Origin of the sequence: Lysobacter antibioticus HS124 (assembly GCF_000336385.2) — a bacterium.
GTDB lineage: Bacteria > Pseudomonadota > Gammaproteobacteria > Xanthomonadales > Xanthomonadaceae > Lysobacter > Lysobacter firmicutimachus.
This window is the reverse complement of record NZ_HG424559.1, coordinates 1-19,899: the sequence shown is the minus strand read 5'-3', so window position 1 is coordinate 19,899 and position 19,899 is coordinate 1. Positions and strand designations below refer to the sequence as shown.

Sequence of the window (19,899 nt, the reverse complement as noted above, 5' to 3'; positions counted from 1 at the left end):
GACACTTTGGGGGGGGCTGCGATTGAGCATTCCGCGCGCGAGGTGGCGGCTTTTTGCGGCGAAAAGGACTTTGAGATGAAGGGGTTTCTGGCGACTTGCTCGATTCTGTTGGCTCTCGTGGGGAAGGCGGCCGCACAATGTCCTGCCGGCATCCCTCCGTCGCCTAACTGCGTGCCGCCCGATGGGCCCGGTTGGCGCCACAATATGCCGGCCCCCGAGGGGCGGCCGGCTTCGCCCCGACCGGTATGGAAGAGTTCCTGGGGCGCGATTGCGGCCGACGGACCGAATGCGGCCTTGGGGGCGGTCTCCGGGGCCAGTTCCAGACGCGAGGCGGAGCGCATCGCGCTGGAACGTTGTCGCGAGCGCGGCGGCAAGCAGTGCGTACTCGACGCCAGCTACTTCGATCAATGCGCGGTAATGGTCACCGGCGACAGGAACTACATCGTCCAGACCGCGGCCTCCATCGAACGCGCGACCGAGCTCGCGATGGGGCGGTGCAATCAGAAGGACTCGGGATGCCGCGTGCTGCATACGGATTGCAGCTTGCCGGTTCGGGTGCAATAACCCAGTGTTAGGTGTGTTCGAATTTGCACGCCTGACTCAATGTTTCTTCGGAGCGATAACGCTCGACTATTCCGCTGCGCGCTAATCGGCCTGAGCGGCGCGGAACTGCAGACAGGCCTCGCTGATCGACGGTGGCCGGATGAAACTGGCCTGGGGCGCCGATTTCTACATTGCGGCGAGCGCGATCGATGCGGACGAGGCTTCGGCCGTCGCCTCATGCGAGTGCGGCCGTTCTACGATGGACTGCAAGATCTGCTACTCCGAATGCGTTCGCCCCGAGTGGCAGCGCTGAGCGGCGGAGGTCAGGTCGATCGTGGGCGCCGTTCGAACTCGAGCGCGGACGCCGATCTTGCCGCGCGGTGGGCATGTGGAGGGCGGGAGCGACGCGGTTGAGGCTAGGGATGGAGGCGCGTTCAGCTTCGCGCCCCGAATTTGCGCTGATACTCGGATCGCCTCTGCTACGATGCCGCACGGCCTGGGACTGGGCTCCGATGGCGCGAATCCGCGCGCACCCGACGGGTCAGGGAGAGACGTAATCCGCATGAACGCCATTCATCGCTGCGGCTTGGCCGCATTGCTGGCATTGACTGCCGCCTGCCAAGCCCAGGCCCCGGCCAACGAGGCCGCGACGCCTGCGCCGGTTGCCGCGCCGGCGACGCAGCCGGAGGCCGTGCCGACGCCTGCCGTGCCTGAGGCCGTTGCGCAAGCGCCGGCGCCTGAGGCCGCCCCCAAGGAAAATTCCACCGACAAGGAAGCCAGCATGTTCCGCGAGTCCTACAGCAAGTGCGCCGAAGCCACCAACGGCGTCACCTTCGAGATCCAGGCCTGCATCGAGCAGGAGTTCGAGTATCAGGACGGCCGCCTCAACGCCGCCTACAAGCGCCTGCAGGCGCTGCTGCCGACGGCGGACATGTCCGTCCTGCGCGACGCGCAGCGCAAGTGGATCGCCGAGAAGGACAAGGCCTGCGCCTGGGATGCCGAGACCGAAGGTCAGGCCCAGCGCATCGAGGCCAACAGTTGCGCATTGAAGATGACCGCCGAGCGCGCGGTCGAACTGGAAGCGATGATCGCGCGCCAGCGCTGATCCGTCGGTAGGGAAACCCAGCAACGATCACAGGAGTGAATGCAATGGCAGACGATATCGAGAAGGCCAAGCGCGCCATCAACAGCTGGCATATCGGCCAGACCTCGTCGGGTTACGAGTCCTCGGGCAAGGGCGCCGGGACGATTTCCACCGGCGTCGGCGACGCCGGCGGCGTGTCTTACGGCGAGTACCAGTTGTCGAGCAAGAAGGGCACGGTGCAGGAGTACCTGGAACAGTCGCGCTACGGCGACCAGTTCAAGGGGCTGACCCCGGCGACGCCCGAGTTCAACGCCAAATGGAAGCAATTGGCCGCGTCCGATCCGGGCTTCGGCAAGGATCAGCACGACTTCATCGGCCGCTCGCATTTCGACAAGCAGAACGAGGCGCTGAAGGCGCGCGGCATCGATCTGTCCGATCGCGGCCGCGCGGTGCACGATGCCTTGTGGAGCACCTCGGTGCAGTTCCGCGGCCTGACCCCCGACATCTTCGACAAGGGGATGAAGGAGGCGTACGGCAAGGACTACAAGCTGTCGGAACTGAGCGACAAGCAGATCGTCGAGGCGGTGCAGGACTACAAGATCGCCCACAACAACACCTTGTTCAAAAGCTCGCCGGACTGGTGGCCCGGGCTGCTCAAGCGCGCCAACAACGAGAAAGACTCGCTGGTGCAGCTGGCCAACCAGGAAGCGTTGCTGAAGAACAACGGCATCGAGGTGCCGCCGGTATCGCTGGCGCCGGGCAACCGCTCGCACGATGCCGCGCCGCGTCCCGCGCCGAGCCGCGATGCGATGGCCGACGGCGTGCTCAAGCTCGACGAGCGCGGGCCGGCGGTGCGCGAGTTGCAGGACAACCTCAACCGCCTGGGGTTCCGCGACGCGCAGGGCCATCCCTTGTCCGCCGATGGGCATTTCGGCAAGCACACCAAGGAGGCCGTCGAGGCTTTTCAACGCGCGCATGGTCTGGACGACGACGGCAAGGCCGGCCGCGATACCTTGAACGCGATCAAGAACGCGGCGCCGGCGCAGCGCCGGAACGACGCGAGCCCGCAGGGGCCGCTCTTGTCGGATCCGGCGCATCCGAACCATGCGTTGTACAAGCAGGCCTTCGACGGCCTGGAGAAACTCGGCCCGCAGGCCGGCTACCCCCATCGCGAGGACCGCGAGCGCGCGGCGGCGGCGATGGCTTATGAGGCCAAGGCCGGCGGCCTGAGCCGGATCGACCATGTCGTGCCCAATGCCAGCGGCAGCGGCGTGTTCGCGGTGCAGGGCGCCTTGAACGATCCGGCCCATCTGCGTGCCCACGTCGATAAGGCCCAGGCCGCGACCCAATCGGTGCAGCAGACCAGCCAGCAGTTGCAGCAGGATGCCGCGCAGATGCAGCCGGTGTCGGCCGCGCCCGAGCGGCAGGCGCCGCGTCCGGCGATGCCCTGAGCGGTCCGGGCCGGGCAGGGGGCTCGCGTACGCCCGGGCCGCGTCGCGGCACGGGCGGTGACGTTCGCGAGGCCGTTCGTACACTGGCGAGGAGTGTCGGAATCGGACAGCCTGTCCGTTCCGGCGCCGTATTTTCGCTCGCAGGCGGACCGCTGCCGGGCTGGCGCCTGGCGGCCGGGTCCGGTTGTTTTGCGTCGATTGGCGATCGACGGCTCGCGCCGCACGCATGACGTACACTTGCCCCAAGACCGGTCACCATGCGATGAAACGATTTCAGTCCGTCTGTCTGTTCGTGATCTGCGGCCTGGTGGCGTGCAAAGCGCCCGACCGCGGCACGCCTGCGCCCGCACCCGCCGCTGCGGCGTCGCCGGCGGGGAGCGGCCAGGCGAGCACAGGAGTGTCCATGCCGATCTCTGTTTCCGCCCAGCTCAACGCCTCCGGCGCCCTGCAAGTCGAGGCCGGCGACCTGAGCCTGAGCCTTACCGCGCCCGCCTGCATCGAGCAGAGCGATACCCTGAGCCTGTGCAACCGAGGCGTCGAATTGAGCCTGAGCCGGCGCGACGGCAGTCTGCGCCAGAGCCTCAAGCCGGACGCCTTGTATCTGGACAGCGCCAAGACCTTGTACCGCGGTCCGCTCGATGAGCGCTTCCCGCAAGGCACGTCGCTGGTGCTGGCCGATGTCGACGGCGACGGCCACGACGACCTGCTGCTGTGGACCGGCAAGGAGGGCGCGCACGGCGCCGCTTCCTACGACGTGTATCTGTACGATCCGGCGCGGCACAGCTTCGAGTTCGACCAGGAATTTTCCGATCTGACCATCGGCAGCAATGGCCTGTTCCTGGTTCGTGACGGGCGTCTTGTTTCCACCTCCACCGATGGCTGTTGCCTGCACGTCGTCGAAACATACGCCATCGAAGGTGGGCGGCCGAAGCTGGTCGAACGTGTCACTGAAGACTCGACCGAAGGCCAGGATCGGGTTAAGGTGAGAACCGAGAAGCTCGTCGACGGCGAGATGAAGGAGGTGCTTCACCAGCCCTGATGCGAACAGGGCACGGCTGATCTTCAGCCACACACAACGCTGGTACATGCAACGCACGGGTCCCTCGATGGACTCGGCGATACAACAAATTCCAATGACATGCACGTACAGGAGATAGCACCATGAGCAACGGCCACGGCCGGAGCACGGAGGGCTTTGGGATAGACCGCAATTCGTCGGTCAACCTCATCGTCAAGACCGCGCTCGAAAACGGCGTCACCGATACGCGCCAGATCGCCTACATGCTGGCGACGGCGCAGCACGAAACCCGCAATTTCAGCGCCCCGGAAGAAGATTTCGGCCGGTCGCAGGCGCGCAAGCTGGGCTACAGCGGCGGGGAAGAATTCTATGGTCGCGGGTATGTGCACCTGACCCACGACTACAACTACAAGACTTTCGACAAGCTGCTGGGCCTCAACGGGCAGCTGGTCAAGCATCCTGATCTCGCCAAAGACCCCGAGCTGGCCGCCAAGATCCTGGTGGTGGGCATGCGCGACGGTCTGTTCACCGGCAAGCGTCTGGACCGCTACATCGACGAAGACTCGCACGATCTGTACAACGCGCGTCGCACCGTCAACGGCGTCACCCCGGCCAAGGCCTGGACCGTGAAAGCGGCCAAGGACTGCCAGAACTACGCCGAAGCCTGGGAACGCAAGCTTCCCGGCATCATCGAAGACATCAAGAAGCACGGCGTGTCCATCGGACAGGCCGACACGCGGGCGCCTGCCCGCGAACCGGCCGCTGCGCGCAATGCGCTGGCCGACGGGCTGCTCAAGCAGGACGAACGCGGCCCGGCCGTGCGCGGCCTGCAGGAGTCGCTCAACCAGCTCGGTTATCACGACGCGCGCGGCCATGCGCTGCGCGCCGACGGCGATTTCGGCGAGCGAACCAAGGAAGCGTTGCAGGCTTTCCAGCGCGCCCACGGCCTGAAGGACGACGGCATCGCCGGTCCCAAGACCCTGGAAGCGCTGAAGCAGGCCGAACGCGCGCCCTTGCTGTCGAATGCCGCCCATCCCGACCACGCCATGTTCAAGAACGCGGTGGACGGGTTGGAGAAGCTGGGCCCGCAAGCCTTCAAGAGCCACGCCGAACTCGAGCGCGCAGCCGCGACCTTGACCTACGAGGCCAAGGTCAGCGGACTGAGCCGCATCGATCACGTGGTGCCGACCGCCAATGGCGGCGGCTTGTTCGCCGTGCAGGGCGCCTTGACCGACCCCGGTCATCAGCGCGTGCACGTCGACAAGGCCCACGCGGCGCAGCAGCCGATCGAGCAATCGACCTTCCAGTCCGGGCAGGATGCGTCGCAATTCGCGGCGCAGGCGCCGGAGCAGAAGCCGAAGAGCCATACGGTCTGAGCCGACGGCGCCTCGTTCGCATCGCGATCGGGGTGCCCGGACTCGCCTGGTTCGAACCGGCCGCTTCGTCGCCGCCTGCGCGCCGGCCATCGCCGTGCGTCGCCCCGACTTTCGCCCGATCCGAACCGGCGCCGTGACCGCGCCCCGGGACGCTTGCGTCCTGCGAACGAACCCGCCGATCCCGGCGTCTTTCCGTACCTCGATCATCAAGGAACTGCCATGAAAGCTTCGAACCTGTTGGGCCTTGCGTTGTTGACCGTGCTGGCCGGCTGCAATTCGCCCACTGCGCCGGGCGGCGAGAGCGCGGCGGCATCCGCGCCGGCCGCGGCCGCGACCGTGCCGGCGAGCGAGGCCGACGCAGCGCCGGCGACGGCCGCGCCCGCCGCCACCGAGGCGGCTGCGGCGCCGGCCGGCGATGGGCGCTCGCTGTGCGCGGCGAACGAGGACATCGTGTTCGCGTGCAAGCTCGGCGGCGGTCAGCTGGCTTCGATCTGCGCGTCCAAGGGCGCCAACGAGCAGTCCGGTTACGTCTACTTCGCACAGGGCGCCGGCCGCGCCGAGTACCGCTTCCCGGCCGACAACAGCGCGCCGGCGGGCCGCTTCAAGCGCACTCAGCTGGGGTTCGCCGGCAACAGCGGCGGCTACGCGTACTCGTTCGAAGACGCAGGCAGCAAGCGCATTTTCTATTCGATTTCCGGCGAAGCCGGAATGCAGGAGCAGGGCCTGATGACCGTCGCCGCCGGCGCGGCCAAGGCCGACAGCGTGCAGGCCTGCGAGTCCGGCAGCGTGGTCGACGACATCGACGACGCGCTGTTCAAGTTCACCCGTAGCTGGGGCCGCGACGACGCCATCGATCGCAGCGGCCTGCCGGCCAAGAGTTGATCACACGGCCGGGAAGGTCCGGCCGTCGCCACGATTTCATCAAGGAGGAATACACCATGTCGAACCCGAGCAATCGCGATTTCCTGCTGCAACACGCCTATAACGCCGGCATCCGCGATCCGCGCGAACTGGCCGCGTTCATGGGCCAGATGCAGGTCGAGTCGGGCCGCTTCCGCAGCATGCACGAAGGCCTGGGCTACAGCGCCGAACGCCTGCTGGAAGTGTTCCCGGGCCGCAACGGCATGGACACCCTGGCCGAGGCGCGCGCCGCCGTGAACGGCGGCCGCGAGCAGATCGCCGAGCAGATCTACGGCGGCCGCTGGGGCCGCGACAACCTCGGCAACACCGAGCCGGGCGACGGCTGGCGTTTCCACGGCCGCGGCTACGTGCAGCTGACCGGCCGCGACAACTACGAGCGCGCCGCGCGCGAACTCGGCTTGGACCTGACCCGCAACCCGGACCTCGCCGCCGACCGCACCAATGCCGCCAACATCGCGGTGCACTACTGGCAGAGCCGAGTGGTGCCGCACGGCCACCAGTTCGACGTGCGCGCGGCGACCCGCGACATCAACGGCGGCAGCAACCATCTGCCCGAGCGCCGCGCCGCGGTCGCCGAGTGGGAGCGCATGCTGACCCCGGAAGTGATGCAGGGGCTGGCGCGCGGCCAGGTGAACCTGCCGGAGACGCAGGGTCGCGGCAGCCGCGATGCGATGGCCGACGGCGTGCTCAAGCTCAACGAGCGCGGCCAGGCGGTGCAGGACATGCAGGAAACGCTCAAGCGTCTGGGCTACCGCGATGCGGCCGGCGGCGAGCTCAATCCGGACGGCCACTTCGGCCGGCGTACCGAGGAGGCGTTGAAGGCGTTCCAGCGCGCCAACGGTCTCACCGACGACGGCATCGCCGGGCGCGACACGCTCAATGCCCTGCGCAACGCGCAGCCGCAGCGCGATCAGCAGCCGGCCGAGCGCCAGCAGCCGGCGCAGGCCGAGCCGGCGCGCACCGGTTCGCTGGCCGATCCGGCCAACCGCGACAACCCGATGTTCCGCCAGGCGGTGGAAGGCCTGGAGCGCCTGGGCCCGAACGGCGGCTTCCGCAATCGCGAAGACATGGAGCGCGCCGCCGCCACCTTGACCTACGAAGCGCGCGTCAGCGGTCTGAACAAGATCGACCACGTGGTGCCGAACGCCAGCGGCACCGGCCTGTTCGCGGTCCAGGGCGATGTCGCCGACCCGGCCCACCATCGCGTCCACGTCGATCGCGGCCAGGCGGTCGCGCAGACCGTGCAGCAGACCAGCCAGCAGTTGCAGCAGGACGTGCCGCAGCAGGCTCAGCAGCAGCAACAGCAGCAGGAGCGCCAGCAGCGGCCGGTGATGGTCTGACCATCCGCTGTTGAGTCAGGGACGACGGTCAAGGACGACCAAGGGTGACCGGTCGCTCACGCGGGGAGGCGGGAGCGGTCGGTGCGGCCCGGTCTGGCGCGTTCGCCGCCGATACGGCGGACGCGCCATTCCGGCTCGCAGAATCGATGTGAGCGCGACGATGTGCCGAAGACGGGTCTGAATGAGGATGGCAAGGCGATGAAGATCGATTCCCTGGTTCCGCTGCTGGCGCTGGCTGCCCTGGGGTGGGCGCTGACGGCCTGCGCGGCGGAACCCGCCGGCGAGCGCGCGGCCGCCGTGTCCGCAGCGAGCCAGGCAGCGCAGTCCCCCGACGCTGCCGCCGCGCGGACCGAGCCGGCCGTCGCGATGCCGCCTACGGCGGCGGAGATTCCGGCGGGTTTCTCGTCCTATGCCAGCGAGTCGATCGGCGGCAACCGGCAGTGCGTGGTCGGCGCGGCCACCGACGAAGACGGCATGAACCCGCGGCCGGTGGTCTACCTCGCCGAAACTTCGGGACGGCCGGTGTGGGTGCGCAGCCTGGACTTGCCGGCGGACATGCACCAAAGCCGGGCCACTCACTGCGTGGGCGAAGGCGGGGCGCTGTACGTGCTGCTGCAATCGGACACCCAGGCGCAGCAGAGCCTGTCGCAGACCGTGCTGCATGCGTTGAAGCTGGATGCGCGCAGCGGCGCGACCCTGGCGCAGGCGCCGCTGAGCGTGCCCGGTGCGAGCGGGGCGGTATCGGCCTGGGTCGGGGAGGACCCGGCCGGTTTCGCCTGGCGCGATGCCGGCCTCACGGTGAGCGGGCAGTACGCGCTCGGCGAAGGCCGCGACCGCCCGCAACCGTTCCGGCTGCGGGTGAACGGCGATCTGCAACCGTGATCGCACATCGGCAAGCGTGAAGCGGTGCCGCGAGCCGGTCGTCGGCGGCCGGTAAGCTCGTCGCCGCAGGCGGCGGAGTCCGAAGCTCCGCCGCGATCGTCCGCAGTACTTTGGAGAACCCGAGTGATGAAACGCATCCCGTCCCTGTTGTTGCTGGCCGCGCTGTTCGCCCTGGGCGGCTGCGAGGTCGCGTCCAAGAGCCAGGCCGCGGCGGACAAGCCGGCCCTCGCCAAGGGCGTCGGCGGCATCGTCTGTCCTTCGCAGGATTTCGATGCCTTCCTGGTCGCGTTCATGGACGACCCCGCGGTGCAGAAGGCCTTCACCAAGCGTCCGCTGCAGAGCGAAACCCTGGATGCCAATGCCGACCCGGAGCCCAGGCCCGTGACGGCGCTGCTCGACGGCGAAAAGTTGAAGTTTCCGTTGATGCCGAGCTCCGCCCGGCAGAAGCAGGACGGGCTGGCGCTGAGCCAGAGCGAGTTGAACGGCGACAAGGAAGTGATGCTGGCCAAGCCCGACACCGACTACCAGCTGTCGTATTTCTTCCGTAAGGGCGACTGCTGGACCTTGTACCGCATGCGCGACGACTCGCTGTGACCGGCGCCAACGAACCCGCTTCGAGGACTTCCATGTCTTACCAAGATGCCATGAACACGATCCTGCCCCCGCAGCAGGGCCGTTCGCCGCACATCACCGGGCACTACGGCGAGCACCGCGAGGGCGGCCCGCACGGCGGCTCAGACTTCAATTATGTCGGCGGCCAGAGCGGGGTGAACCTGACCCACCCGCGCATTCATTCGCCGGTCGCCGGCACGGTGGAATTCGTCGGCGGCCGCTTCGGCACCATCGGCATCCGCGACGGCGAGGGCAATCTGCATCAGCTGCTGCACACCGATCGCCAGTCGGTGGTGGTCGGGCAGCACGTCGAACCCGGCACCGAGATCGGCACCATGGGCGGACGCGGGCCGCGCGGCGCCGACCAGTACGCCCAGCACGTGCATTACCAGATGAAGGACGCGCAGGGACGCAACATCAACCCCGAAGATTTCTGGAACCGGCGCCAGAGCGTCGGCGCGCGCGATCACGGCCACGATCACGATCATGCCCACGACCGCGCGCGCAGCGCGCAGCGCGACGAAGGCGTATTGCGTCGCGGCGAACGCGGCGAGCAGGTGCTTGCGTTGCAGGAAAACCTCAACCGTCTGGGGTACCGCGACGAGCAGGGCCGTCCGCTGCAGGCCGACGGCGAGTTCGGCGATCGCACGCGCCAGGCCTTGCTGGCGTTCCAGCGCGCGCACGGGCTCGAGGCCGACGGCATCGCCGGGCGCAACACCCTGGCCCAGCTCGGTCGCGCCGACGCTGCGCCGCTGCTGTCGAATCCGGCGCATCCGAACTACGCCATGTACCGCCAGGCGGTCGAAGGCCTGGAACGGCTCGGCCCGCAGGCCGGCCTGCGCAGCCGCGAAGAACTCGAGCGCGCCGCCGGCACGCTGACCTACGAGGCGCGCGTGGCCGGCATGAACCGGATCGACCACGTGGTGCCCAATCTCAACGGCAGCGGCCTGTTCGCGGTCCAGGGCGGCCTGCAGGACCCGGCCCATCACCGCGTGTTCGCCGACCGCGGCCAGGCCGTGGCGCAGAGCGTCGAACAGTCCAGCCAGCGCCTGCAGCAGGACGCGCCGGCGCAGGCCCAGACCCTGGCCGAGCCGCAGCAGACCCTGGACGCGCGCCAGCAAACCGGGCCGCGGATGGTGATCGCATGAGGTGAGGCCGGCGCCCGCGAGGCGGGACGCCGGCGCAGGACACGGATCGCGGCGGGCTGCGCCGCGATCCGAACGGCTCGTTTCGGCGGCAGGTCCGTGATCCCGGTGGAGGGCGGACCTGCGGCCGACGCGGGATGGGCATCGCAGGCGCAAGGGAATGCGTCGGACAGGGAGGCGATGCCCGCGACAGGGAGGTCGACTCCGCCACGGAGGGCGGAGGCGGCAGGGCAGGTCCGACCGCTAGGGAGGTCGGGCCTGTCGCTGCCACGTTCCGCCGCGCGTCGGCTCCGGCCGTCGCGCGGCGCGGGCGGCTTGAACCCCCGCAGCGCTTGCGCGAGCATCGGCCTGCGGGACGGCTGCAGTCGAAATCGGCTCCGATCGGCGGCGATCGCGGGCGCAACGAACCGGAGGTTCGGCGATGAACGCAAACGCTCAGGAACCGCGCCTGGCCGTGCCGGAAGGCGCAGGCACGCAAACGCTGGACGACCTGCGCCGCGCCGAGCAGCGCAATCTGCTCAGCAGCCCCAGTCATCCGCATCACGACTTCTACGCCCGGGTTCGGGTCTGCCTGGACAAGCAGGACGCGCTGCGCAGTTACCCGACCGAGCAGCGCGACAATCTGGCCGCGGCGTTGGCCCTGGAGGCGCGCGCCGGCGGCTTGCGCAGCGTCGACCACGTCGCGCTCAGCCGCGACGGCGCGCGCAGCTTCGCCGTCGAGGGCGAGCCGGACGCGCCCGGCCGGAGGATCGCGCACGTCGATACCGCCCAGGCGGCGGCGCAGTCGATGGAGCGCACCACCCAGTTGTTCGCGCAGTTGGAGCGCGAGCGCCAATTGCAGGAGCTGCAGCGCGATCAGGAGCGCCGGCCCGGCCGCGACGAACCCCGCGACGATCGCCACAACGAAAACCGCGAGGAGCGCCGCGAGCCCTCGCTGATGCGCAGTCTGTTCAAGGACCGCGACTGACCGCGCCCGGCGCGCCGCAGGGCGCGCCGGCCAGGAGGCCGAATGAACGAGTACCGACACCATATCCAGACCCGCGGCCACTATCAGATCGTGGCCCTGACCCGCGACGCCGACTACGAAGAGGACGACATCTACGCCTATGCGGTGCTGTCCTCGTCCGGGCTCAAATTGCGTCAGGAACTGACCCTCAGCGACGCCCGGCTGTGGCTGGAGCAATGGGAGCGCGAACTGGCCTCCAGCGGAGCCCCCGCGCCGGATATCATGGCCGCATCGCGCCCGCCGGCCCCGTCCACCACGCGGCCCGGCCGGAGGCGACGCTGACCGACAGCGGGTTCGGGGATTCCAAGCAGGAAACATTACGTGAAAGGGAAGCTTATTTTCGCCCTGGCGATTCTGGTACTCGTACTGGCCGCGGGGACGTATCTGTCGGGATACGTGACGCTGATGTTGATGAAGATCGATACCGCGGCGCTCAAGTGGAGCACCTATCTCGATTACCTCAAGGTCCTCGACCTGCCGCAGTACAAGCCTTACGCGGGCAAGATCAAGGCCGGCGGCTTCATCGGCTACGGCGCGCCGCTGATCGGCTACCTGGTGCTGGTCGCGCTGATGCTGAAGCCGCAGAAGAAGTCGATGCACGGCGACGCGCGCTTCGCCAAGGCCGGCGACCTGTCGGCCAAGGGCATGTTCAAGTCCAGCCCGACCAGCATCGTGGTCGGCAAGTTCAACGGCCAACTGGTCCAGCTCAGCGGCCAGCAGTTCGTGATCCTGGCCGCGCCGACCCGCTCCGGCAAGGGCGTGGGCATCGTCATCCCGAACCTGCTGAACTATCAGGGTTCGATGGTGGTGCTGGACATCAAGCAGGAAAACTTCGACCTGACCAGCGGCTGGCGTTCGCAGCAGGGGCAGGAGATCTTCCTGTTCAACCCCTTCGCCGAAGACCGCCGCACCCACCGCTGGAACCCGCTGACCTACGTGTCCAACGATCCGGCGTTCCGTGTTTCCGACCTGATGAGCATCGCCGCGATGCTGTATCCGGACGGTTCGGACGATCAGAAGTTCTGGGTCAGCCAGGCGCGCAACGCCTTCATGGCCTTCACCCTGTACCTGTTCGAGGCTTACGACGACGCGCAGAAGGTCGGTTTCCCGTTCGCGACCGCGCCGACCCTGGGCGCGGTCTACCGCTTGTCCTCGGGCGACGGCAAGAGCGAGCTCAAGCCGTTCCTGAAGGGCCTCTCCGAGCGGCCGTTCCTGAGCAGCAACGCCAAGTCGGCGTTCGCCAACATGCTGTCGCAGGCCGACGAGACCTTCGCCTCGATCCTGGGCACGTTCAAGGAGCCGCTGAACCCCTGGATCAACCCGGTCCTGGACGCGGCCACCGCGACCGACGACTTCCTGCTGACCGACCTGCGCAAGAAGAAGATGACGATCTACGTCGGCATCCAGCCGAACAAGCTGGCCGAAAGCCGGCTGATCGTGAATCTGTTCTTCAGCCAGATCATCAACCTCAACACCCGCGAATTGCCGCAGAACAACCCCGAGCTCAAGCATCAGTGCCTGTTGCTGATGGACGAGTTCACCTCGATCGGCAAGGTCGACATCATCGCCTCGGCGGTGTCGTACATGGCCGGCTACAACATCCGCCTGCTGCCGATCATCCAGAGCATGTCGCAGCTGGACGCGACTTACGGCAAGGACGTCTCGCGCACCATCATCACCAACCACGCGCTGCAGATCATCTACGCGCCGCGCGAGCAGCAGGACGCCAACGACTACTCCGAAATGCTCGGCTACACCACCGTGCGCAAGGAGAACATCACCCGCGGCAAGGAAGTCTCGCGCAGCGAGTCGGAAGAGCGGCGCGCGCTGATGCTGCCGCAGGAGCTCAAGGCGATGGGCTTCGACACCGAGGTGTTCCTGTACGAAGGCATCCCGCATCCGGTGAAGTGCGACAAGATCAAGTACTACCAGGACAAGCTGTTCACCCAGCGCCTGCTGCCCAAGGTCACCGTGCCGGTGCTCGACATCAAGGTCGGCTGAGCCGGCCGGTATCGCCGGACGCGATCGGACGCCGCCGGGGAACCGGCGGCGTTTTCGTTCGCGCGCCGGCAGCCGTTTCTTGCACGAGCGGCGTGAGCCGCGACCGACCGACCGACGCGACGAAGCACCACGTCCGCCTCCGCTGCCGCGGACCGTCCGGTTTTGCCAGCCTCCGGTTCGCCTGGCTTCGGCCGGCGGCGGGTGCGGCACCGTTTCGGTTGGCCGCGGCCGGTGCCGCGACTGCCGGGCCGGCGCGCCATCCGGCGTCCGTCCGGGCCATAATGGGGCCATCCTCCACAGCGTTCGCTTCCGCATGAACGATCTGCGCGTTTCCCTGGTGCAAGGCGCCACCCGCTGGCACGATCCGGCCGGCAACCGCGAGTACTACGGTCATCTGATCGGCTCGCTGCGCGGCCTGACCGACCTGGTCGTATTGCCGGAGACCTTCACCAGCGGCTTCAGCAACGAGGCGATCGGCGATGCCGAGACCATGGACGGGCCGACCGTGGCCTGGATCCGCGAGCAGGCGGCCCGGCTCGATGCGGCGGTGACCGGCAGCGTGCAGCTGCGCACCGAGAGCGGCGTGTTCAACCGCCTGCTGTTCGCGACTCCGGACGGAGCGTTGTCGACTTACGACAAGCGCCATCTGTTCCGCTACGCCAAGGAGCACGAGCGCTATGCGGCCGGCCGCGAGCGCCTGACCGTGGAGTGGAAGGGGTGGCGGATCTGCCCGATGGTTTGTTACGACCTGCGCTTCCCGGTGTTTTCGCGCAACCGCTACGACGTCGAGCGCTCCGGCGCGCTGGACTACGACCTGCTGCTGTACGTCGCCAACTGGCCGTCGGCGCGGGCGTATCCGTGGAAGACCCTGCTGCGCGCGCGGGCGATCGAGAACCTGAGCTATGTGGTCGGCCTGAACCGGGTCGGCAACGACGGCAACGGCCTGCATTATTCCGGCGACAGCGCGGTGATCGATTTCCTCGGTCATCCGGTCAGCGAATGCACCGACGAGGAAGTCGTGGTCACCACGACCCTGCAGGCCGCCGAACTGGCCGCACACCGCGAACGCTTCCCGGCGATGCTGGACGGGGATCGGTTCGAGCTGGCCTGAAACGCCCGCCTCCGGAGGTGGCGTTTGCGCGCGTCCCTCCGGTTGTCGCGGCTTGCGCCGCTCCTACAGAGGCTGCGTCGCTATGGGGCAGGAGCGGCGCAAGTCGCGACCCTAGGGGCTCAGATCGCGGTGTCGCCGGGCGCGGGTTCGATGTCGCGGCTTGCGCCGCTCCTACCCAGGGAGAGCCGCGGTTTCGACGATTGGCGTTGCTAACGCTCGCTCTGTGCGCTGCTGCGGCGGCTTGCGCCGTTCGGGGGATGCGACGTTGCGCCCGTAGGAGCGGCGTGGGCCGCGAACCACGGCGACCGCGTGACGCGCATGCTCGCCGTGCTGCTGAGGAAGAGCAATCAGCGCACCCGATCGTGCACCTGCAGGCCTTGGTCCGGTTCGGCGGCGTCATAGCGCACGCTGACTTCGCGGTCCGGTGCGCCGTCGCGGCCGTAGCGCAGCAGGGTGACCCGTACGGAGCCGTCGTCGCGATCGTCGCGCGCCAGCGGTTCCAGCGGTTCCAGGCAGGAGGCGATGCGGTAGGCGTCGTGTTTGCGCACCGCCCAGGCCGCGTCCAGGGCCAGCCAGATCAGGTCGGTCTCGACGCCGGCGCCGCAGTAGCCGGCGCCGCCGTCTTCGCGGCTGGCCGAGTCGAGTTCCAGCAACAGGTAGCGCGCGGCGGCGGGCCCGGAATCGGCGAGCATGCGCACGCCTTGGATCGGCCCCTGCAACGATGCGGTCTTGGCGATACGCAGCGCCTGGCGCCGGGCGCCTTCGCTCAACAGCACGTCGCGCCGGCGCGCGTCGGGCGTCGCTTGCAGCGCAGCGGGCGGGGTGGCGGCCGGCCCGGTCGCCGACGGCTCCGGTCCGGATTGCCTGGGCGAGGGCTGCTTCGCCGCGGACTGCTGCGATACGGACGGCTCCGATCCGATTCGCCCCGACTGCGCTTGCGCCGGAGCGGCCAGGCCCGATCCGGCGAGCATCGCGCCCGCCAACGCCCATGCCGGTACCGCTCCTCCCGCCAGCCATCGTTTCATCCACCGCCTCCTCTGATTTGCGCCGGTGCTCAGCCGCCGCGCGGCCAACTGCGGTCCAGCTCGCCGGCGCTGTCCGGCGCATCCGCGCCGCGTACGCCGCGCTTGTGGAAATACACCTGCTCGGCGGCCCAGCGCAACGGGGGGGAGTGCAGCAACAGGTCGAACGGCCAGTCGAACTGGAAGTGATCGAAAGCCCAGCGCAGCGCGCGCTTGCGCCGGAAGCGCGGCGCGGCGTCGCGGGCGATGGTCTCCGGCGCCGGCCCCTGGCCGAGCGCGTGCAGGGCGATGGCCTGGCCCAGGGTTTCGCCGTGCGCCCAGGCCGAGTGGATGCCGCCGGCGGTGACCGGCGAGACGATGCCGGCGGCGTCGCCGGTCAGCATCACGCCGTCGCGCGCCAGCGGAAACACCGGGCCGCCGCAGGGGATCAGGCCGGCGCGGGTCGCGGTCGGCGCGATCGCCGGGTCGAGCCCGACCACGCCGCGCACGCGTTCCAGGAAGCCGTCGATATCCGGCACGCGCGCGTGCTCGGCGTCGTGGCGCAGCGCCAGCCCGGCCTGTACGCCGGTCGGGTTCTGCGCGACCCAGCCGATATAGCCGGGCGCGTAGCGTTTGCTGACGAAGCAGTGCAGGGCGCCGGACTCGGGCAGGCTGGCGCCGGGGAACTCGTACTCGATTCCGTACAGGAACTCGTGGGTGCGGCCCAGGCCGGTGCGCTCGGCGACGCGCGACTTGGCGCCGTCGGCGCCGACCAGGAAACGCGCGCGGCCGACGCCTTCGACGCGCCAGCCTTCGCCGTCGCGCTCGGCCTGGGTGAACGAGGCGCCCAGGCGCAGATCCACGCCATGACGCACCAGGTCCTGGGCCAGCCAGCGCATCAGCCGTGGCGTGTCGGTGGTGAGGAAGTAGTAGCCCGGCGCGCTCAGCGCCATGCTGCGCAGCTTGGGCGAATACAACCGCACGCGCTCGACCCGGTGCAGGCAGCCCGCCGGGGCGCGGCTGAGCCAGGTCTGTTCCGCGGCTTCCTTGACCACGATGCCGGTGGTGCGCAGTTTCTCGCCCGGGTCGCGCTTGCGTTCGAGCACGACCACGCGCAGGCCTGCGCGCGCGGCGGCGAGGGCGCAGGCGGCGCCGGCGAAGCTGGCGCCGACGACGACCAGATCGCAGTCGTAAGAACGGGAATCGTGATTCATGACCGTCTCGCAGGGGGAGTGCGGGATCAGTCTGGACCGGGTCGGCGAAGACTCGATGGCGTCTGTGTGAAGTCGCGGACCCGGTCGCTCAGGGCTGTGACGGGCTAAGCGTTCGGACTGAGAACGCGAGCGCTTCCAGGGCCGGGCCGGGATCGGTCTCGCTGGCCGCGCGCACGATCGCGCCGTCGACCGCCTGGGCGAGCGCGCGCGCGCGCAGCTCGCGTTGCGGCGCGTCCGCCGGCAGCAGCGCGGCGATGCGCTCGGCCAGCTCCTGCTTGTGCCGGCGCGCGCAAACCACCGCTTCGGGCAGCGCCGGCCCGATTTCGGCCACCGCATTGATGAAAGCGCAGCCGCGATAGTGCGGATGAGCGAACCATTCGGCCAAGGCCGGCACCAGCGCCTGCGCGCCGGCGTGCTGCGCGCCGTGGCGCAGCAGGGCGGCATCGAACCAGGTCATCCAGCGTTCGTGGCGGTACTTCAGGAAAGCCAGGATCAGCTCGTTCTTGCTCGGGAAATGCCTGTACAGGGTGACTTTGGTGACGCCGGACTCGGCGATCACCCGGTCGATGCCGGTAGCGCGGATGCCCTCCAGATAGAACAGATCGTGCGCGGTGCGCAGGATGCGCTCGCGCGCGGGCAGGGCGGCGGTTTCGGGGGCGATATCGCGGGTCATGGCGGCATGGTAGACCGATGGGTCCACCCTGTGCCAGCCATGTAGACAAATCTGTCTACATGGCCTAGATTGAATGTAGACAATCCTGTCTACACAACGTCGGAGCCGCCTGTGAACACCCGTCCCCCCTTGCCGCCGTTCAGCCGCGACAGCGCGATCGAAAAAGTCCGCCTGGCCGAGGACGCCTGGAACTCGCGCGATCCCGAGCGGATCGCGCTGGCCTACAGCGTCGACACGCGCTGGCGCAACCGCGCCGAGTTCGTGCAGGGGCGCGAGGCCGCCGTGGCCTTCCTGCGCCGCAAGTGGGACCGTGAGCTCGACTATCGCCTGATCAAGGAGCTTTGGGCCTTCGAGGGCCATCGCATCGCCGTTCGCTTCGCGTACGAATGGCGCGACGACGCCGGGCAGTGGTACCGCAGCTACGGCAACGAGAATTGGGAGTTCGGCGACGACGGCCTGATGGCGGTACGGGTGGCCAGCATCAACGATCGTCCGATCGCGGCCGCGGATCGCTTGTTCCATTGGCCGCAAGGCCGTCGACCGGACGAACATCCCGGGCTCAGCGAATTGGGGCTGTAAGCGCGCGGACCGGGTAGGGCGACCCGCCGGCGGTCGCCCAGGCGCGCGTCACATGGCGCCGCCGCCGCCGCGATGCATCGCGGCGGCGGTGGGAATCGGCCCGGCAGCGGCGTGATCGCGCTGCGGCGCCGTGGGCTCAGGGATTCAGCTTCCAGCGTTGGTAGCCGTTGCTCAGGCAGCTGTAGACGCGCAAGTACGCGCCCTGGGCCGCATTGTCGAGCGGGTCCAGGCAGGTGTCGCTGCCGACGTTGTACAGCCCGTCGCTGCCCGGCATCGGCATCCAGCGCTGGGCCGAGCTGTTGTCGCAGGCCGCCAGGGCGACCTCGCCGTTGCCGGCGACCTGCAGGCATTGCGTGCGGTTGCGCATCAACAGGCGGAAGCCGTCGTCGCGCTCGATCAGCTGATTGGCGTTGTTGCTGGCGCAGCTCCACAAGCCGGCGCGGCTGCCGCCGGCGAGCGTATCCAGGCAATAGCCGCTGTAGGTATTGAGCAGAACCTTGGGCGAGCCGAGCGTGCCGTACTTGTTGTCGGCGGCGATGCAATCTTGCTGGTCGGTGCAGGCCGAGCGTGCGATCGTCGCGCAGTTGCCGTAGTTCTTCGCCGTGCTGCTGAGCGGCGCGACGCTGCCGTTGACCGAGGCCGGGCGGAAGAACACCGCACTGGTCGCCGGCACCTGCGCGCAACTGGCGTACTGGTCGCTGCCCTGGGCGTAATTCTCGAGGAACTCGACCGTGGTTTCATTGAGCCCGCCCCAGGCGGTCGGGACCTGGATGGTCGCGACCTTGCGGCTGGCGCCGCTGCGCATGTCGGTGACGTAGGCCGCCCAACGCGCCTGCGACTCATTGACCAGGCGCAGCTTGTATTTGCGTCCCTGGGCCCAGGCGTAGGGAATCCAGCATTGCACGCCGCTGCCTTCGTGGTCGAAGTAACCGCACTGGGCGTCGGGTTCGGCGGTCCAGCCGGTGGCCTTCCAGATCGAGAAGTTCAACGCCTTCTCGCTGCCGGCGCGTTGCTGCAGGCCGATGTAGCCGCCGTCGCCGTTCTTGAAATAGAACTGATGCGCCCAGTAGGTGTAGCCGCTGTTGCCCGGCTCCTGGGTGACGGCGAGATAGATGTCGCGATCGCTGTAGCCCGACGCAGTGGCCGGCCACTTGCGGTCGATCGCGACCATGCCGCCGGCGACGACTGCGCCGGCGGTCGAATGCAGGCCCAGGCAGAACAACAGCAACAGCCATTTCGCGATGCGCATGAACAGTCCTCCGATCGGTGCGGGGCGGGGTGCGAGAACGCGGTCCGCGGCGGCATCGTTGCTGCCGGCCGCGGCGACGCGCGCCGATTACGCGCAGGACGATCCGTCGGGCGTCAATGCATGGGCCGTCATGAAAATCGCGCGGCCAGCAACGGTGCGGCTTGCGTAGCGGCGAAGGGCGCGCATGAAAGTTTTACGGCAGCGATTTGCCGCAATGCCGCATGGACAAGTGCGCACTGGCACACTCAGGCGGGCGCGACGCAAGCCGCGACCAACCGAAGCGGCGAAATACCGCGCACGATTCCGAAGCCGCGGATCGTCCCGCGCTACCGCAGCCGCCTGCGGCTTGTCAGGCTCCGGTCGCCGGCGTCGGCAAAGGCGATGAGTGCCGGGTCGCCTTCGCAGCCACGGATCGGCCTGGCTATCGAAGCCGTCCGCGCCCCGCCAGGCGCCGGTCGGCGACGTTGGCGAATCGGGCTTCGGTCGCGGCTTACGCCCGCTCCTGCAAGCACGGGCTCACGCCGCGCTCGGTCGAGAAAAGCGCAGGCACGGAAACGACACGGGGCGCCGTAGCGCCCCGTGAAGTGATGTCGGCCGGTACGACTCAGCCGCGCGGGCCGCGTCCGCCGCCGGGACGCCCGCCACCGCGCGGGCCGCCCGGACGCGGGCCGCTCGGGCGCGCGGCATGGCCGC

20 protein-coding genes are annotated in these 19,899 nt (G+C 68.6%); 16 read left to right on the top strand and 4 right to left on the bottom strand.

Annotation, left to right across the window (positions count from 1 at the left end; genetic code table 11):
• Positions 1-75 precede the first annotated feature (75 nt).
• From TX83_RS18420 to TX83_RS18355, 15 genes are all read left to right on the top strand, one after another.
• Positions 76-564, top strand: coding sequence for a DUF4189 domain-containing protein (locus TX83_RS18420; RefSeq protein WP_075575256.1), 489 nt, complete (start codon positions 76-78; stop codon positions 562-564).
• Between the two features lie 139 nt (positions 565-703).
• Positions 704-856 carry a hypothetical protein gene (locus TX83_RS23470; RefSeq protein WP_186442647.1) on the top strand — a complete coding sequence of 51 codons (153 nt, stop codon included), beginning with the start codon at positions 704-706 and terminating at the stop codon, positions 854-856.
• A gap of 249 nt (positions 857-1,105) precedes the next feature.
• The gene (locus TX83_RS23985) at positions 1,106-1,648 is read left to right on the top strand and encodes a lysozyme inhibitor LprI family protein (RefSeq protein ID WP_261370190.1); all 543 of its coding nucleotides are present in this window, start codon (positions 1,106-1,108) and stop codon (positions 1,646-1,648) included.
• Positions 1,649-1,692: 44 nt separating this feature from the next.
• Positions 1,693-3,078, top strand: coding sequence for a peptidoglycan-binding domain-containing protein (locus tag TX83_RS18410; protein WP_079248308.1), 1,386 nt, complete (start codon positions 1,693-1,695; stop codon positions 3,076-3,078).
• A 262-nt stretch (positions 3,079-3,340) separates the two neighbouring features.
• Positions 3,341-4,117: an FG-GAP repeat protein gene (locus TX83_RS18405; RefSeq protein WP_186442646.1), complete on the top strand. Its 777-nt coding sequence runs from the start codon at positions 3,341-3,343 to the stop codon at positions 4,115-4,117.
• 122 nt (positions 4,118-4,239) lie between these two features.
• The gene (locus tag TX83_RS18400) at positions 4,240-5,472 is read left to right on the top strand and encodes a peptidoglycan-binding protein (RefSeq protein ID WP_064749440.1); all 1,233 of its coding nucleotides are present in this window, start codon (positions 4,240-4,242) and stop codon (positions 5,470-5,472) included.
• A 219-nt stretch (positions 5,473-5,691) separates the two neighbouring features.
• Entirely contained in the window at positions 5,692-6,354 is a 663-nt protein-coding gene (locus TX83_RS18395; protein ID WP_064749439.1) for a hypothetical protein, read from the top strand.
• 56 nt (positions 6,355-6,410) lie between these two features.
• The gene (locus tag TX83_RS18390) at positions 6,411-7,733 is read left to right on the top strand and encodes an XVIPCD domain-containing protein (protein ID WP_064749438.1); all 1,323 of its coding nucleotides are present in this window, start codon (positions 6,411-6,413) and stop codon (positions 7,731-7,733) included.
• A gap of 198 nt (positions 7,734-7,931) precedes the next feature.
• On the top strand, positions 7,932-8,615 hold the full coding sequence (locus tag TX83_RS18385; protein WP_095179438.1) for a hypothetical protein: 684 nt from the start codon (positions 7,932-7,934) through the stop codon (positions 8,613-8,615).
• A 126-nt stretch (positions 8,616-8,741) separates the two neighbouring features.
• Positions 8,742-9,209, top strand: a complete 468-nt coding sequence (locus TX83_RS18380) for a hypothetical protein (protein WP_064749436.1) — start codon at positions 8,742-8,744, stop codon at positions 9,207-9,209.
• 32 nt (positions 9,210-9,241) lie between these two features.
• Positions 9,242-10,375: an XVIPCD domain-containing protein gene (locus TX83_RS18375; RefSeq protein WP_079248307.1), complete on the top strand. Its 1,134-nt coding sequence runs from the start codon at positions 9,242-9,244 to the stop codon at positions 10,373-10,375.
• A gap of 418 nt (positions 10,376-10,793) precedes the next feature.
• The gene (locus TX83_RS18370; RefSeq protein ID WP_064749434.1) at positions 10,794-11,339 is read left to right on the top strand and encodes an XVIPCD domain-containing protein; all 546 of its coding nucleotides are present in this window, start codon (positions 10,794-10,796) and stop codon (positions 11,337-11,339) included.
• 42 nt (positions 11,340-11,381) lie between these two features.
• Positions 11,382-11,660, top strand: coding sequence for a hypothetical protein (locus TX83_RS18365; RefSeq protein ID WP_064749433.1), 279 nt, complete (start codon positions 11,382-11,384; stop codon positions 11,658-11,660).
• Positions 11,661-11,699: 39 nt separating this feature from the next.
• Positions 11,700-13,379, top strand: coding sequence for a type IV secretory system conjugative DNA transfer family protein (locus tag TX83_RS18360; RefSeq protein WP_064749432.1), 1,680 nt, complete (start codon positions 11,700-11,702; stop codon positions 13,377-13,379).
• Positions 13,380-13,692: 313 nt separating this feature from the next.
• Complete coding sequence (locus tag TX83_RS18355) at positions 13,693-14,490, top strand: amidohydrolase (protein ID WP_064749431.1); 798 nt, start codon at positions 13,693-13,695, stop codon at positions 14,488-14,490.
• Positions 14,491-14,837: 347 nt separating this feature from the next.
• On the opposite strand, the gene TX83_RS18350 is transcribed toward TX83_RS18355, so the two are convergent.
• The 3 genes from TX83_RS18350 to TX83_RS18340 all read right to left on the bottom strand — a co-directional run bounded on the left by TX83_RS18350 (position 14,838) and on the right by TX83_RS18340 (position 17,378).
• Positions 14,838-15,515 (bottom strand): hypothetical protein, encoded by a 678-nt coding sequence (locus TX83_RS18350; RefSeq protein ID WP_141233566.1) that lies wholly within the window; start codon positions 15,513-15,515, stop codon positions 14,838-14,840.
• A gap of 29 nt (positions 15,516-15,544) precedes the next feature.
• Entirely contained in the window at positions 15,545-16,705 is a 1,161-nt protein-coding gene (locus tag TX83_RS18345) for an NAD(P)/FAD-dependent oxidoreductase (protein WP_064749429.1), read from the bottom strand.
• Between the two features lie 88 nt (positions 16,706-16,793).
• Entirely contained in the window at positions 16,794-17,378 is a 585-nt protein-coding gene (locus TX83_RS18340) for a TetR/AcrR family transcriptional regulator (RefSeq protein ID WP_064749428.1), read from the bottom strand.
• 111 nt (positions 17,379-17,489) lie between these two features.
• Between TX83_RS18340 and TX83_RS18335 the strand changes: the two genes are divergently transcribed.
• Positions 17,490-17,957 (top strand): DUF1348 family protein, encoded by a 468-nt coding sequence (locus TX83_RS18335; RefSeq protein WP_064749427.1) that lies wholly within the window; start codon positions 17,490-17,492, stop codon positions 17,955-17,957.
• A 136-nt stretch (positions 17,958-18,093) separates the two neighbouring features.
• Here TX83_RS18335 and TX83_RS18330 read toward each other — a convergent pair whose 3' ends face one another.
• The gene (locus tag TX83_RS18330; protein ID WP_064749426.1) at positions 18,094-19,206 is read right to left on the bottom strand and encodes an RICIN domain-containing protein; all 1,113 of its coding nucleotides are present in this window, start codon (positions 19,204-19,206) and stop codon (positions 18,094-18,096) included.
• Between the last annotated feature and the right edge of the window lie 693 nt (positions 19,207-19,899).